We start from the raw sequence: 15,752 nt of genomic DNA on the forward strand, positions 1-15,752 counted from the left end.
AGCGGGCTACCGACGTAGAGCCCGTCTTCGGCCATCTCAAATACAACAAAAGAATGGGCAGGTTCCTGCTCAGAGGCAAAGAAAAGGTCGAAATAGAAACAGGCCTGTTAGCCATCGCTCACAACCTGGCCAAAAAGGCCGGGTAAAACCTCCTCGCTCTACTTTTTCAGCCTTAGCGGACATTTTTCTCCCCCCAATAATCCCAATCCGCTAAAAATCAGCCGAAAAATCACTAAACTTTACGCTGACTGAAAGTCAAAAAAAATGGAGACCAAAAACTGAAAATCGGCCTCCATTGCGTAAATTCGGCTATTCAAATTTTAATATGAAATTTTGAGACAGCCTCTTTTTTTTAGTAAATCATTTTGGAAAGGGAATTTTTCCAAACCTATTTTTAGCCTAAATTAGACCAAGCTTACTCTAATGAGATACATTTTCATTGTTCTGTTTTTTATTCTGCTCGCATCATGCGAAGAACTGACCGATGTCAAGCGGGTGAAGGGTCCTTGTACCATTCAATTAACAGATGGAGGGACAATCACAACTCAGGATGATATTGAGATTTTGGAAGGGACCGGTACCATCACGTATCGGGATGAAGATGGAAAATTATGGTCCATTACAGCTTCGGAATACGTCAGTTACACTTGTGGAAATTAACTAATCCAAGGAGTTTAAAATCAAAGTCCAGTCATTCCCTCTTCCCGAACTTGGTGGAGTTATGGATAGATTGATCCCTTTGCAACTTGATTTCCGTTATTTCCCGGGAATTTCACCCCGGTTCGGGGATCTATCCAAGATACCTTGAAGAAATATCCTTTGCCATTTTCTAAATTAATGGAGTAGCTCTTTCCTGTAAGAAAGCACCAAACCTCCTGCTTGATCCCTGCTTGCAACGATGTAGCTTATATCGTCTGGATTAATCAATGGCAAGTAATCCCTAGTCAGGATTCGATCAAAGTAGGGTTGGCTAAGGATCAGATTTGTAAGGTACTACACTTGATTAGCGAACTCCAAGTCAAGGGATTTATGCCAGGGCTTCAATGGAGCATTTTCCGGAGTTTTATTCAAGTCATCCAGCTGCCAAGCTGCATGGCAGTCCTAAGTTTGCCTTGCCGCACCTGCAAAAACATTCCAATACATGATTCGTCGAATGTCTGCGGCTTCACTGCACCCCATTCTTTGGCATTGAAGCATTTGGGATGTTCCTTGTATATAGGTTCCCCTTCGGTACGTGGTCTTTTGGGAGATAGACTGCGATCTTGGGCGATTTTCAGCTAAGTTGGCTGATTGGGGCAGTGTCCCGTTTTTCCAGATTTATAAATGGAGTTCCACTCTTGCCCTTTGGAGTGGAAATTCCATCCAATTCGGGTAAAATTACCGTTTGCACTACAGCGAAGCCTTTTGCTTTTCTTGTATCCAGGTAATGATTCGTCTGATTTTCGTCCAATCGATGGTAGCGTTCCATGCGGTGTCGGCCATCCAAAAAAAGGCTTCCTTTCCATTGCCATCAGGTATTTATTTTCGGAATGAACTCGAATTGGGCCTCAGATTTCTTAAACTATTGACTAGAAAGTAGAAAGGAGTGAAAAGAAAACGGTTGTTTACTTTTTCATAAAGCGGGCAAAAAAAAGCAGCCCGAAGGCTGCTTTGGATTTGATTAATGTGCGGTTGCAACGGCTGGTTTGGAGCCTTTTTGCCAGACAAAGAAAATAATAAATAAGACAATTAGAAGACCGGGGAAAAGGAGCATTTTTTGAAGCGTTTCCTGGCCGGCTGCCAACTCAAGTGCATCGCCAGCAAGTCCTGCGGCACTTTGACTTGCTCTGGATGCATCAATCCAACCTCCAATGATAGGTTGGAAAATCGCCGTAGAAAACATTCCAACCCCTCCAATAATCGACATCCCCAATGCACCGGAAAGCGGTACTCGCTGCGCTACTGCGCCGACCATAACGGGCCAGAAATAGCAGACTCCGATGGCAAATATTACCGCGGCAACATAAGCCATTGGACCTGTGACCGTACTGAATAAGAAAATACCAATAGAAGCGAATATTGCTCCGCCAAGTAATACACCGGTTTGGCCTAAAGCCTTAACAACGGGACCTGCAAAGAATCTTCCAACAGCCATCACTCCGGTAGTAAGGGCTAAAATCAACATTGGACTGGCTCCACTGGATCCCATGATCAAACCTACCCACTGCTGAGGACCGAATTCAGAAATCGCGGTCAATGCCATACAGATGAATAGGAAGATGAACACAGGACTAAGCATGGCCTTGAAGTTTGAACTTACAGAGGTAACTCCCTCTACTTTTGGCTTAGGGAATACTTTGCCAAAGAAAAGAATGGCATAAGCAACTGTAGGGATCATCATTACCCATACTTGTGATTGCCAAGCAAATCCACCATCGGTCATGAATTTAGAAACTAAACTACCCAGTACAATTCCGCCTGGGAACCACATGTGGAATCTGTTTAGCATCTTATTGAGCGTGGTACCTGAGTACATATCGGCAATCAGTGGATTACATGCCGCTTCCGTACAGCCATTCCCGAAACCGATAAATAGAGTTGAGATCAAAAGTGTGGTGTATCCATCGGCATAAATCGTGAGTAAAATACCCAAAGTATGGGTAACAAAAGCAATCCTCATAATATTGGCAGGACCTACGATATGGTAGAATAGTCCTCCCAGAATCATAGAAATCGGGAATCCGAGAAACCACATGGAATTGATAAAGCCTAGCTGTTCAGCTGTGAGGCCAAAGGATTCGCCTAATTGAGGCAAAATTCCAGCTCGTATTGAAAACGAGAAGGCGGTGGTGATTAGTGCCAAACAACTTGCGTTGAAAAGAGCACTTTTGTTGATGGTTTGAGTCATAGATTCGTGCTTTGGTTTTTGGGTTGGATTAAACTTTTTCTTGAAACGGTTCAAAATAGAAAAAAAAAAGGATTTTGCTTTCCCGTACCGAAAATTATTCCTCGAATGGAATCAGATACTATTGCAGAACCAAAAGAGATCCAACTATTTTCTTTTCAAATTGGTAAAGTGGGTTTTTGCCAATCATCACAACCACGTAAGTTCCGGTAGGAATTGAAGTCCCTGAAATTGTTCCATCCCACAAGAGAATGGGCTCACCAAATACAATCTCGTCGGTCTTGTCAAAGTGGATTAAGCTTCCTTGTCTAGTCAGGATAAATAACTCAACAGATGTAATTCCCTCTGATACGATCACTTCAAAATTTCTTTCGGGGTCGCCCAAAATCATTGCATTTGGGAAAACATACTGAAAGCTGCAAGCATCAAAAGTTCGGAATGAAGTGAAGAATTCACACCCATCTTCAGTAACCACTTTAAGTTGATATTCTCCGATTTCCCCGGGAGAAAACAGCGGATCGGTGGAGACTAATTCCTCGCCAAAATACCAAAAGTACCCAGCAAATTCTCCAGGGTCCAATATGGGGCCTTTTTTACCTTCGGAACAGACTCCATATTTCTCATCGAGCATGGGTAAAGTGAGCAGTTCACTTTCTTCTACCAAAATAAAGTTTCTCCCGATTTCACAACCCAGTCTGTTGTAGGCTACAGCCTCATAGGTACCTGGGACAGTTACTTCGATTTCAAAAAGGCCGTAGTTTGCTGTGAGTTCTTGCCTTTGATCATTTTCACCATAAAATATCCATTCCGTCTCTGTTACCTCTTCTTCATTGGTACTCAATGTGACGCGGGCAAAGTTAGGATTTGGGCAAATTTTAGTTGCTTCCAAGTCCATTGGAACTTCTGTGATAGGAGCTACCACTTCAAATTCAACAGGGGATACCGGACAAAAACCACTTTGTAAGGGTTGCACCAACAATGAGAAGTTTCCAAGTCCCGTTGGGAAAAATTCCCTTCCTCTTCCTACAATGTCGCCCTCATCATTCAGCCACCTGATACTTGCATCTTCGATTGCAATCCCTTGGAGGTCAATTCCGTATTTTATGGGATCGAAGCATTTTTCTACAGCTAAAAAGGGTGAGAAAGAAATCGACGAGGATAATGTAGCGGTAAATTCAATTTTTTTGGGGCATAGCGAAGCGTTTGCATTTTGGCCGATCCCTAGAATGGAGTAAGTACCGGGTTCAGTTAGTGTAAATCCATTACCTGAACTGACCGTTTCAGTGCTTCCATCCGGATAGGTGAGTGTGAAAGATAAATTTTGCCCGGTATCTGGGATTAATGTGAACGTTTCACAGATATTTAGTGCTGTTGGTACGGTGAATTCAACTTGAGAAGAATTCCCTATGACAATTTCTTGAATTGGATAGGTACACCCTCCTTCCTTTATCTCTAAGAGATAGGAGCCTCCAGTCAGCGTGAATGAGGCTTGGCCATTAGAAGGGATTTGTCCGATTCCTATTTCCCCTCTGCCGATCTCGAGAACCCGATATTCTCCTGCACTTATGGATCTCTCAAAATCAATGGAGACTGTTCCTCCACTTACACCTTCAGAACCGCATGATTCATTCTGTACAGTCACAATCGGACTCGGTAGTGTTGGTGGATTCACTGCGTCTAATTTCACCAATTGGGTGATTTGGCAACCGTTTCTTTCTACAACCACAGAATACACCTGAGGAATGAGGTTGCTGAAAATTCTTTCCTCTCCGGCAGAGAGTGCTCCTTCTATTACGTTGATTTCCTGAATATATAATGCATCAACGTTTGAGTCCGCCTTTACGGCAAAAGAACCATTTTGGCCAGTACATTCATCGGGTTGGTCAAGAATACTTATAGTTAACTTAGGTGCCTCAAGAACTTCAAATCCGATGATTTTCTCCGAAATACAGTCAGGGTACTCGGGTGTGGCCGTTTGAAATGTGACTAGATAGAGTCCGGGGCCTGAGAGATCAACTGTCTCAATATTGGTTTCAAACCCGGAATTAATTTTGGTTTTTGATCCGGTGAAATCTTTTTGGATAAACCAGTCTCCCGAAAAGGGGGTGTCTAACTTGAAGTTTACTGATTCACCTTCGCAAACACTTGTCGAAGAAGCGACAATTTCAAAGTCGATTGGTGGTCCAACAAAGGTGGAACCCTTAATCACACAGGAGCGATTACCAGAGGCATCTGTTTTAAAAAGTTCAACCAGGTAAAACCCTGCGGAGTAGGCAAGTAATTCATTTCCTGTTCCGATGGTATTTTCCTCAATATCTTTCCAAACAATAGTGAACTCAGAAATGTCTTGATTTGCTGGATTCAATGCAGTGAGGAGTGTTGGCTGTCCTGAGCACAACAAGTAATCTGAAAGCAGGGATAATTCAGGTCCCATCTCTACGCTCACCGGTAATACTTTTTGATAGAAATTAGAATTGGTTCCCCGGCGGATGCTAAGACTAACCGAGTACCTGCCAACCGCAGGAAATACAACCTGAATAGTTTCCAATTGCTCCCCTCCACTTCTGGAAAAAATTATCTCACCAGACGAATTGCTTACTTCCCAACTATACACATCTCCCGGATCTCCTCCTGCACTATAGACACCTAATACACTTCCGAAAACTAAACACAGGTTTTCCGGGCCGACCAATTTTGCTTCAGCCCTAGTTGGGTATGCGATGGGGATATTCCGGGCGTATCGTGTAGAATAGGGGCTTCCAGTAACGAGAAGAGGTAGAAATTGAATTGCCCAAATAAACAACATCCCAATCTTCCTTTTTGGAAATTGAGTCTTAGCCAACAATCTAGAGGTGTTTTTGAAGTGTTTTACAAAGCAAATGCTCTCAGAAATTGAGATTCGTACCAACAGCTCAAAAAATGTTCCAGTTGATGTCGCTTAGGAAAGCATGCTAGTTAATGAACAAAATTGATCCTAATTGTTCTTTAGTTAAATTCTTTTCATTATTTCTGAAATTCATCCGGTAGGCATAAGATCCAGGAGGTATTTTCTGCCCGTTGAAATACCCATCCCAAAGGCAAGTGGACTCTTCGGAAATCAAGGATGTTTGTTTGCAGTGAAATATTACTTCGCCCCATTTGCTGAAAATCCAAATCTCCAATTCATCGATAAGGTAATTGGTGTAAATCAGGAAAGGTTTGTCCGGATTCCCCGGTTGGATGGCATTCGGAAAAACAACCCTCAATTCACACTCTTCTTCTGTAAAAAACGAAGTTTCATAGGCACAACCTTCGGTGCTGAAAACAACCAATTTGTATTGGCCAAGTTGATTTGGTTTATAAGTCGGGGAATTACTTACCAAGTTGGTTTCAAAATACCATTCATAGTTAGCAAAGTTACCGGGATTAATTTGTGGACCGATTTCGTACCGTGGACAAATTTGATAGCTTTCTTCCACAATGGGTCTAACAGAATCGGTACTTCTTAAAATAAGGACTTGATCTCTGCCCAACAAACAGTCAAATTGGTTGAAAATCAATACTTCGTAAGTTCCCTCTTTGGCAGCAAGAATTTCATCTTGATTAGGTTCGGTCGGTATTCTAGTTCGATTGTTGTTTATATCGGTATACCACCATTCGATAGAGGATACTTCTGACAGATCCGCATCGACTTTTAATGCTGCGTCAGGTTGATCTGGGCAAAGTGTCTCAGCAATTATTTCAGTAACTAAACTCAATACAGGAACTGGAGCCTCAAAGCTGATGGGCTCGATTTGACAGGGGATTGATCCTTTGGGTTGAACTTCTAAAGTGAAAGTTCCATAGGTAGAAAGAATTAAATTCTGATCACTTCCAATGAGATTTCCGCTTTGGTCACGCCAAAATATATCTACCTCTGAAACTGTATAATTTCCTATTTCTGCACTGAATTCATAAATACCGGTACAGCTGAGGTCTTGGAGTTTGGGAGAGAATTCAACAGCCTGATTTAGGGTGACTTCCATAGTTTGCTCGTCAGGACAAAGAACTGATGTGGGGTCTGGATTAAATCCAAAAAAAGTATAAATCCCCTCTTGATTAAGTATAAATGTTTCAGTTGAAGCTTTGGTTACAATCTCTCCATCTGGATATGTAACTGTAAAATCAAGATCTTGATTTGTTTCGGGCGAGAATTCATAAGTCTCACAGATGGAAAGTGTTTCAGGAATCTGAAAAGTAACCCGATTTGGAGTGACATCCACTTCAATCGAATTTCTACCTAATTCGCAGCCGATACCTGTTGGTCCTACTTTGCCTATTTCTGGTATAAAACTAAAAGCTGAAGCTTCATATATTCCGGGGACATCTACTGTTATTTGTGTTGAATCTTTAAATTCAAGCAAAAGGGTGATCTCTCCTGACTCCTCAAACCTCCGCCAATAAATATCTGTAACCTCTTCCTCAAAGGTAGTTTCAAATGAAATGGTTGCGGAAGGCTTGAGTTCACATAATTTAGTTGATGACAAGCTAACTTCAACCTCAAGGACTGGTTCTTGAATGATAAATTCCTTTGGAGGGATAGGACATGCTTCACTGTTTTTTGATTGCACATCAAGTTTAAAGAGTCCAGTTGAAATTGGAATTAGTTGAATTCCTTCACTGACAATTTCATCTTTTTCATTATACCATGTGAAAAGTAGATTTTCAGGATCTCGACCAAAAATTTCCGCTTCATAGGTTCTGTTTCCAAAGCAATCCTCCCGAACAAGTATAGGTTCGAATTCAACCGGATCTACCAAAACAACATTAAATTCCTTTGAAGTAGGACACAAGTCGCTTGCTGTTAAAGGTTTACCTATGATTTTATGTTTTCCCGCTTGGTTAATAACAAGAGGTTCGCCAGCAGGCTTTACCTCCTGTGTCCCGTCTGGAGCTATCAGGGTAAACTCTAAATTTTCACTGGTAGTTGGTACTAGGTCAAATGATTGGCAGATAGATAATTCCGAAGGAATTGAAAACTGAACCTGATTTTTCCCAGGAATTTCAAAATATTCTTTTCTCGGCGCAGTGCAACTATCTAAATCCAGCAATTCAAAGACAAATTTTCCTCCTGGAATTGTGACAGGTATTTGGCTTTGGTTAAGAAAACTACCCGAAGTGGCTGTTTCTCCTTTTTCAGTTAGGACTCGGAAGTATCCATCAGAAGGCCCATTCTCTAACTTAATGGTAAAACTGCCTAATTCTTTCCCGGTGTCGGTACAAGTTTCCCCTTTAAAATCAATCAAATCATAGATTAATTGGGGGGGAGTAATTTCTATTGGTACCACAGCCGCATAGGAATTCACACATGGCCCCAAAGCACTGGTTAAGTTATAAGCACCAGACTCAAGGTTTTGGATTTCATAAATTTCTCCGGCTGCCAGTGAAGGTGTAGAAAATTTTGTCTCCTCAACAAAAATATAATCTATAGCAGTTAAAGCTCGCACTCGTAGAGTTCCATCAGCAACATTACATCCACTTGAGCCGATTGGGTCAAGAATTTCAAAATCTGGCAATGGGGAGTAAGTGATTCTTTTGGACTTTTTGATGACACACCCTGGAACATCTGGATTTACTACTTCAAAAATCACATCGTAATTCCCGGTAGAACTCAACAATGCGCCTGGATCAATATTCACCGAACTTCCGGTATTTATAAAATTTAAATTTGTTTCTCCTTCTTTTTGAGTATACCAATTTCCAGAGATATTAGGTTCAGTTGAAAACAACAAACCTTGATTTGGACAAACGATATCACCATTAGAATTAATTTCAAAAATTGAAGAGTCTATTATAGTTGAACTAAGTGACCTATAGCAATCCTGTAATCCATCTTTTGAGGGGATAAAAAAATCGACTGTATAATTTCCTGATGAAGTAATGACGATGGTGTTATTTGTCCCTATTACTTTACCATCAGAATCTTTCCATTCAAATTCAAAAAGAGGAAGGTTAGGACTGCTAGGACTTACAGCGCTGATTGTTAATGGGTCAGCTCCGCAAAGTTGATAACTGGACTTCAATACCACCTCCGGAGCAGGCTGAACAAATATATTTTTAGTTTGCTTTGGAAAAGGGATGGATGCCCTACTCACAATCAATTCAATTTGATAGGAACCTGATTGTTCAAATGTGTAGGATATGGTTTCGAACCCACCTTTTCTATTAAAAACCTCCTGACCGGATGTATTGAAAATTTTCCACTCATAAACATCCAAGGTTGGATCTCCACCTCCAGAAAACTCGCCAATTACACTTCCAAATTGGATGCAGAGTCTATCGGGGCCGGTGATAGATGGGGTATTGAATTCCGTTTGAGCCAATTTCGAAAAAAAAAATTCCTCCCCAAGTAACCTGATGGCTCCACTTGCAAATGCAAGCACCAAAACCAGGATACTGGCTAATAAGGAAGACTTTAAAACAGGAGAATTCAATTTTCTTTTTAGTAGAAATCGTTCTGACAATCAATTTACTAAAGTACATCATTTACTTCCTTCAAAAAAATTTCTAAAAAAATGGGTAGCCTGCTGTTAACTAAACTTATATACTCTACCTGACAAATACCCAATCTTCATTTCCACTTTTCAGGGAAGAAAACTCATACCCTTCGAGATTGAATCCCTTTAGATCTTCCGGGGAACTAATTCTGTTCTTAATCGCAAAATTGGTCATCAGTCCTCTTGCTTGCTTTGCGAAGAATCCGATAGTTTGATATTGGTTGTTCTTAAATTCTTTGAAATGGATAGTGATCACCTCGTTTTTCAATGCCTTAAGGTCCACAGCTTTGAAATATTCCTGAGAAGCGAGGTTTACAATTGGTCTTCCGTTAGAAGCCTCGGAAATGGCTCTCGCTATTTTAGTACCCCAATATTCATAGAGGTTTTTCCCTTTTTTCGTTTCCAGCCGGGTCCCCATTTCCAGCCGGTAAGGTTGAATCAAATCCAATGGCTTCAAAAGCCCATAGAGCCCGGAAATAATCCGTAGATGCCCTTGGGCAAATTCAAAATCTTCTTTGGAATAGGTGTCCACATCGATTTTGGTATAAACATCGCCTTTGAATGCCAAAAGGGCTTGTTTGGAATTTTCCGTATTAAATTCTCTTTGAAAAGTTTTGTAGCGCTCCTCATTCAATGCTGCCAAGTTATCACTCACATGCATGAGTTCTGAAATTTCCTTTGCTGACTTCTTTTTCATGACACTGACGAGTGTTTTTATGTCTGAGCTGAAGTCAGGGTGTGTGAATTCTTTGAAATTGGGAGTGGAGTAGTCGAGTGTTTTGGCAGGAGAAATAAGAATCAGCATACTTGTACTATTGGATAATCGTAATGGCTTTGGTTTCGGATTGAGTAATTCCCTGTTCTCGGGAGGTAAACTTCACCACGACAGCATATGTTCCATTGGGGACAAAATTTCCATTGACGACCCCGTCCCAAGGGCAAAAAGGCTGCCTAGGCTCAAGATTTTCATGTTGACAGAAAAATATAAGTTCACCCCATCGGTTGAATATAAATACTTCCACATCATCAATGAATTCGTTAGCATAAAGGATAAAACCCCGATTTGGGTCATTTAATACCACTGCATTTGGGTAAACGATTCTCAATCTGCAGTCTTCATTTACCACGAAAGTGGCTACATATTCACATCCTAAATTGTCAGAAACACGCAGTTCATAATTCCCGGGTAGAGTTGGTGTAAAAATGCCTTCTTGGGAGACCTCCTCACCATTTAGAATCCAGCTGTAATTGTCGTAATCTCCCGGATCAATGCTAGTGGTGACTCCTTCGATAGCGCATATGGTAATTATTTCCAGAGGAACCACAGGAGGAATGATGGTTGATTTGGCCACCACGCCGTTTGCTCTGCCAAGTTCGCATCCAAACTGACTTCGAAGAAGTACTTCATAGGTGCCTTCTTGATCAACCTCAATTACTGGCAAATCATCAAACCCAAAAATGCGAGTTCGTGTGCCTCCTACAACTCTATACCATTCAATTTCTGCAACTTGAGTTAAATCTGCCACTACAGTGACGTTAGTGCTTGTCTGCCCAAGGCAGAAAGGAACCACATCCAATGCTACACTCACGGATTCAGAAAGAATTTCAGCGGTGAATGGGATTTCATTGGTAGGACAGAGACCTCCTGCAGCTGGCTGAACTTCCAATGTGTAATTCCCATTCCGACTTGGAACAAAAGTTTGTTGCCTTCCCACGATTACACCCAGATCATCTTTCCATAGAAAAATGACATCTGCAGGATTTGCATTAGTTAAAATTGCTTCATACCGGATGCCTGTTTGGCAATCTACAATCGGCCCAGCGAGATCGAAATCAAGTGGTTGGGTGATTGTCACATTCATTTCTATTTCACGGGGGCAATCTTCTCCTGCAGGGTCCTCTCCACGAATAGTATAGGTTCCAGTTTGAGTAAAGGTGATTGCGCCCGATGCGTCTGCAGGAATGACGGCACCCGATGAACTGATGCCTGAATAAGTCAAAGGATCCGGTCCGGCAGGAGTGAAGGTAAAGCTTTCACAGGCAGTTACAGTTGTGGGTACTGAAAAGACCACTTCGAATTTTTGTGCAATGGGATAGACTTTAGCGTCAGGAATCGAACAACCAAATTGATCGAGAATTTCAACTGAATAGTCTCCATTGGGTACTTCTACCTCAAAACTTGCTTGGTTTGGTAGCGCCCCCCTGAATTCCTGTCCGTCACCTTGGCGTACAATTCTGTATTCGCCAAGTTGTGCTACTCCTGAAATAAAGGAAATAGAGATTAAGCCCGGATTTACCCCATTTGCACTGCAAGTTTCATCTGAAGTTGTCACAGTGAATTCGAGCAAGGATGGAGGATTTAGGTTCTCGACAGTAACAGAAGCCGAATAAAAGCATCCGGTACTGTTTTCTGCCTCAATCGTATACAATCCCGGCAATACGTCTGCTACAGGGATGACATCGCCAGCGCTCACATTTGAAAATGTTAGATTTAGTTCAGTAATTCTGACTTCTGATGCATTGGATTGCATGGTTATTTCAAAAGCTCCGTCAGCAGTGGCACAGTCAGGAGCAGGAGTGGTTTGAACTGCTACCAAAAGCGGTAATTCATTGACCAATAAATTCAGCTTTTTCTCTATGGTACAACCGTCCAAAATTGGGTCTTGGGTGACAAAGTAAATCTCATATTGGCCTGGACCGGGTAAAGTGTTAATAAATAACTCCAGCTCGAATAGTTCTCCCAGACTCACCCGATTTCCATCTTGATTCAGCTCGTAAAACCATTCTCCTGTGATTGGCGTGTTTGGAGCAAAGGTTACGGTTGTTTCCTCATAGCAAACTTCAGTTGCGGTTTGTGTTAGGTCGAATTCGAAAGCTGGTCCCACAAAAACTTCTGCTGTAGCAGGGCAAGTCTCAAAAAACTCAGCCTCATCTTCACTGAGGCCAGCTGGAAGTCGGTAGCTTACCTGAACGGTGTAGATACTTTCTTCTTCTACGGTGATTGAATTTGAGTTCTCATCACCAAAAATAACACCGGCTGCATTAGTCCATTGGAAATCATACAATCCCTCTGTCGGATCGTATCCATCAATAGCGGTGAGCGTGACGGGATTTCCTGCACACAGGGTTACATCATCCTCTAGAGTTAAAGTAGGAGGGGCCACCACTTCGATTTCGCCATCCGCCCGGAAGTATTCAGGGTCACCGCAGCGATCCACCCGGAGTTCGATGGTATAGATACCCGGTGTGGTGAAGATTTGATCCAAGGTTTGAAATTCTTCTCCCGGTCCACCAAAATTGTCCCGGATAACGGTGCCATCTTCATGGGTGATTGTCCAGAAATAAGAGTCAATATCAGGCTCTCCGCCCCCTTCGAGTAGTGCACTTGCACCTAATTCCGGGTCTAAACAAAGTCTTGGAGGGAAAGCCAGTGACGGCTCTGGAATTGAGCTCCCGGAATTTTGTACAAAGGAGGGTAATCCAAGATTCGAGGGTCCCGGCATCGGTTCCACTGCATTTTGGTTGAAGGTACTTGACGCTGTGCAACCAGTTCCAACTTGCACCTGGCCAATTCGATTGTCCCCGACTACAGCAACGTAAATCTGACCGTCTGATGCAATTTGCAAGGCCCCAAGGTTCAGGTTTGCCGTTCCACCTACCTGATTTTTGGTTGAAATGATGCAGGCCTGACGCTGGGCTCTTGTAGTTGCGGAGGAAAAACAGGATGGACAATCTGTAGCGTCCGGATCATCATTTTCGACTGCCTTAATGATGAATTCTTCTATGCCCGGTCCCCCATTTCGATAGGAGACTAAAACGCGGTCAGAATCTTGTGAAAATTCAAGCCCGTACACATCTCCCTCACAACCCAGATCAATTCGTGCATATTCTGATAATTCCCCGGTTTGTTGGTCAAATTCAAAAATTTCAACTTTATTACAGCCTCCTTCCGAAATAGTAACTGCTAGCTTCGTTCCATCAGGGCTGAATTTCATGGCTCCTACTCCGGAGTTGAATCCATGGTTACTACCCACTGAGCTCAGGACAGGTTGTCCAATACCCTCACTTGATACAGGATAGGCCCTGAAAGTATTATTCCCCAATTCATGGAACATGACCCAAGTCGTATCACCACCTGAAATGGCTGCTGAGTGTTCAGTGGATGGGCTAAAAAGAAAATTGTCTTTCGTAGTCACATTCCCGACGCCAGTCTGATTTCCTGCTTTGATATCTACCAGCGAATAGCTGACCGTATTTGTCCCATTTGCTGTGGCCTGTGTGGTAAAAAGGTAATAAAGCGTTTGTTGAGTGGGTACTGCAACGGCGATTACAGATTGACTGGAGGAATTATCTCCTCCGATATCCTCCCCGTTTTCCATCAGATCTCCATTCAGATCCCAAACAGAATTTCCGTCGGTGAAGAATAAAACCTCCCCGGCTTGATCGGAAATAGTGGTAGTACCGGCAGGGATGTTTTGAGGATGTCGTTGGTCGATCGGTCTTGGGACAGGAGCATTTTCATCAGTTGGATCCGGGTTGAAGTTCAGTCCTGCACCGTCTCCAAAATACCAAATGTTATTGGATTGGTCCGGAAGGTCCCAGATTTTTACGCGGATCTCTGCATAAGCATAGCATTCACTCTCAGGTTCTCTCACCAATACCCAATACAATCCGGGCAGGCATACCTCGTTAGGTTCTTTGCTAATCCACCCTAGATCCCGTTTATTAGACCAGAAATATTCGTAATTGGCTCCCCCTGTATCCGGTGCTTCACCGTCTTGCTCACCCTGTGCGGCTTGCGCCTGCAGGAGCGGCTCCAAGTCAATACAGCTTAAACAAAGTGTTGTGTCGGAGGGGGTAAAGTTTGCCTCAAGGTTATTTTCAGTAAGCGGAATGGTTTTATTGACATCCAAGGTACTTCCATCCTCAAACTCAACGGTCAGTGTTACTTCAATGCTTGTACCCTGTGCAGCATCCTGTGGAACTAAAAAATGCTCCTGATTAAAGTCTGCCGGAAGCGGATTGCCATCAGAATCAGTCAATGGAGGAGTGAATTCCCAGTTAAAAGAAACCGGCTGATAATTTTCTGGAGTGATGACACTTGTTAATTGCACAGGATTGTTGGAGCATGGTGCTTCAGGATCCCAAGTGAAATCAATGGAGGGATTGATATCTGCATTCGGTGCAAAAACAGGGAAAATTGTTCCGCAAAAGTCTGTTCCCATAAATGGGTCTTCTTCCAAAGTGATCAAGGAAAGGTCAGGTTCGTTTGGGTTAATGACTCGTCCTATCAGCTGTGGTCCGCCCGGCACTTCCTCGTAGATGTAATACAACTGTCCATCGGGGCCGGACTTGATATCATAAACTTGATTCAATCCGGCTGTCAAGGGGATTTCTTCCGGTGTGGCGCTCAAATCGGATGTTGGGACTCTGAAAAGTTGATTTCCCCGTGAAAAAAAAATGAAGGAGCCATCAGGAGAAAAGTCTGCCCCTCCAATATCATCAGGCCCACCAGAGCCTGAAATTGGTTCCGGAGTACCAAAATTCCCTGAACTGGTGTCAAAAGGAATAACCAAAATATCGTCTCCGTCATCTTCGGAGATGACAATCAACCGACTGTTTGTTTCATCAAAAATGATGGCTTTTGGAGTAAATGGAATTCCTTCTGAATCGGTTTGGCTGAAATTTCCTTGCGTATCCTCTATTCTTCTGGAAATTAAATTTCCTCCTGTAAAGCTGATAAGATAGGAAGGCGATGAGGGTGTTTTTACAACTAAAAGTGCTCCTGAGGCAGGACCGATCACCTGATCTTTTAACGTCACCTCTCCCAATGGACGTTCGTTTCCGGTGGCCTGACCGGCAGCATTCATGTCTACTACTGAGTATAGGAGCTGTCCTGCTGGTGAGATATAAAAAATGTAGAATAGCTTATTTCCGTCAGGATCGTATTCCAAAAATCCGGTGGCTACTTTTTGCCTTCCATCTATATCACCATTGAGACCCGGGGCACTTCCTTGAATGGGATTGGAGCTATTGTCGTACACCAAAACCCCATTTGTAGTAAAAAGGGGCTGACCCGTTATTGGATCAACGGCTATTGCATTATTATTTTCTCCAATAATGACTGAGCCGGGTAGGGTTTGAACAGTGGCAGTTCCACCTTTTCCAAAAGACAAATAACTGTTTGGGGTGCCGCTGCCGCAATTGCCGAAGATCCACTCGTTATCATTAAAACCTTGGGAGTACCCCAAACCGCTGATTCCGAAAATAATCAGGGAAATGATGCTTGTAAAAATTAAAATGAACCTTATGGAAATAGGGCTGCTTTTCATATTTTTCGGACTGCTTACTAA

Annotated in this window: 9 protein-coding genes; 3 read left to right on the plus strand and 6 right to left on the minus strand. The window is 42.6% G+C overall.

Going from position 1 to position 15,752, the window contains the following annotated elements; translation table 11 throughout:
* The 3 genes from C4S61_RS16560 to C4S61_RS21690 all read left to right on the plus strand — a co-directional run.
* Window positions 1–146, plus strand: a 146-nt coding sequence (locus C4S61_RS16560) for a transposase (protein ID WP_146064425.1), incomplete at its 5' end; no start/stop codon positions are given.
* Window positions 147–423: 277 nt separating this feature from the next.
* On the plus strand, window positions 424–660 hold the full coding sequence (locus C4S61_RS16565; RefSeq protein WP_103925919.1) for a DUF903 domain-containing protein: 237 nt from the start codon (window positions 424–426) through the stop codon (window positions 658–660).
* 219 nt (window positions 661–879) lie between these two features.
* Window positions 880–1,281 (plus strand): hypothetical protein, encoded by a 402-nt coding sequence (locus C4S61_RS21690; protein WP_146064426.1) that lies wholly within the window; start codon window positions 880–882, stop codon window positions 1,279–1,281.
* Here the strand turns inward: C4S61_RS21690 and C4S61_RS16570 are convergent.
* The 6 genes from C4S61_RS16570 to C4S61_RS16595 form a co-directional block, all read right to left on the minus strand.
* Complete coding sequence (locus tag C4S61_RS16570; protein WP_103925920.1) at window positions 1,274–1,468, minus strand: apiosidase-like domain-containing protein; 195 nt, start codon at window positions 1,466–1,468, stop codon at window positions 1,274–1,276. The genes C4S61_RS21690 and C4S61_RS16570 overlap by 8 nt on opposite strands.
* A 192-nt stretch (window positions 1,469–1,660) precedes the next feature.
* On the minus strand, window positions 1,661–2,887 hold the full coding sequence (locus C4S61_RS16575) for an MFS transporter (RefSeq protein WP_103925921.1): 1,227 nt from the start codon (window positions 2,885–2,887) through the stop codon (window positions 1,661–1,663).
* 118 nt (window positions 2,888–3,005) lie between these two features.
* Complete coding sequence (locus C4S61_RS16580; protein ID WP_103925922.1) at window positions 3,006–5,690, minus strand: hypothetical protein; 2,685 nt, start codon at window positions 5,688–5,690, stop codon at window positions 3,006–3,008.
* Window positions 5,691–5,835: 145 nt separating this feature from the next.
* Entirely contained in the window at window positions 5,836–9,225 is a 3,390-nt protein-coding gene (locus C4S61_RS16585) for a gliding motility-associated C-terminal domain-containing protein (RefSeq protein WP_146064427.1), read from the minus strand.
* A gap of 226 nt (window positions 9,226–9,451) precedes the next feature.
* Window positions 9,452–10,204 carry a peroxide stress protein YaaA gene (yaaA, locus tag C4S61_RS16590; protein ID WP_103925924.1) on the minus strand — a complete coding sequence of 251 codons (753 nt, stop codon included), beginning with the start codon at window positions 10,202–10,204 and terminating at the stop codon, window positions 9,452–9,454.
* A 7-nt stretch (window positions 10,205–10,211) separates the two neighbouring features.
* Entirely contained in the window at window positions 10,212–15,731 is a 5,520-nt protein-coding gene (locus C4S61_RS16595) for a gliding motility-associated C-terminal domain-containing protein (RefSeq protein ID WP_103925925.1), read from the minus strand.
* Window positions 15,732–15,752: the final 21 nt, after the last annotated feature.

Source organism: Algoriphagus boritolerans DSM 17298 = JCM 18970 (genome assembly GCF_900108085.1).
GTDB lineage: Bacteria > Bacteroidota > Bacteroidia > Cytophagales > Cyclobacteriaceae > Algoriphagus > Algoriphagus boritolerans.

What these genes read in the sequence shown, in the direction of transcription:
- C4S61_RS16575 (WP_103925921.1), bottom strand. Translation starts at nt 2,887, where the DNA reads ATGACTCAAACCATCAACAAAAGTGCTCTTTTCAACGCAAGTTGTTTG.
- C4S61_RS16565 (WP_103925919.1), top strand. Translation starts at nt 424, where the DNA reads ATGAGATACATTTTCATTGTTCTGTTTTTTATTCTGCTCGCATCATGC.
- C4S61_RS16570 (WP_103925920.1), bottom strand. Translation starts at nt 1,468, where the DNA reads ATGGAACGCTACCATCGATTGGACGAAAATCAGACGAATCATTACCTG.
- C4S61_RS16580 (WP_103925922.1), bottom strand. Translation starts at nt 5,690, where the DNA reads ATGTTGTTTATTTGGGCAATTCAATTTCTACCTCTTCTCGTTACTGGA.
- C4S61_RS16595 (WP_103925925.1), bottom strand. Translation starts at nt 15,731, where the DNA reads ATGAAAAGCAGCCCTATTTCCATAAGGTTCATTTTAATTTTTACAAGC.
- yaaA (WP_103925924.1), bottom strand. Translation starts at nt 10,204, where the DNA reads ATGCTGATTCTTATTTCTCCTGCCAAAACACTCGACTACTCCACTCCC.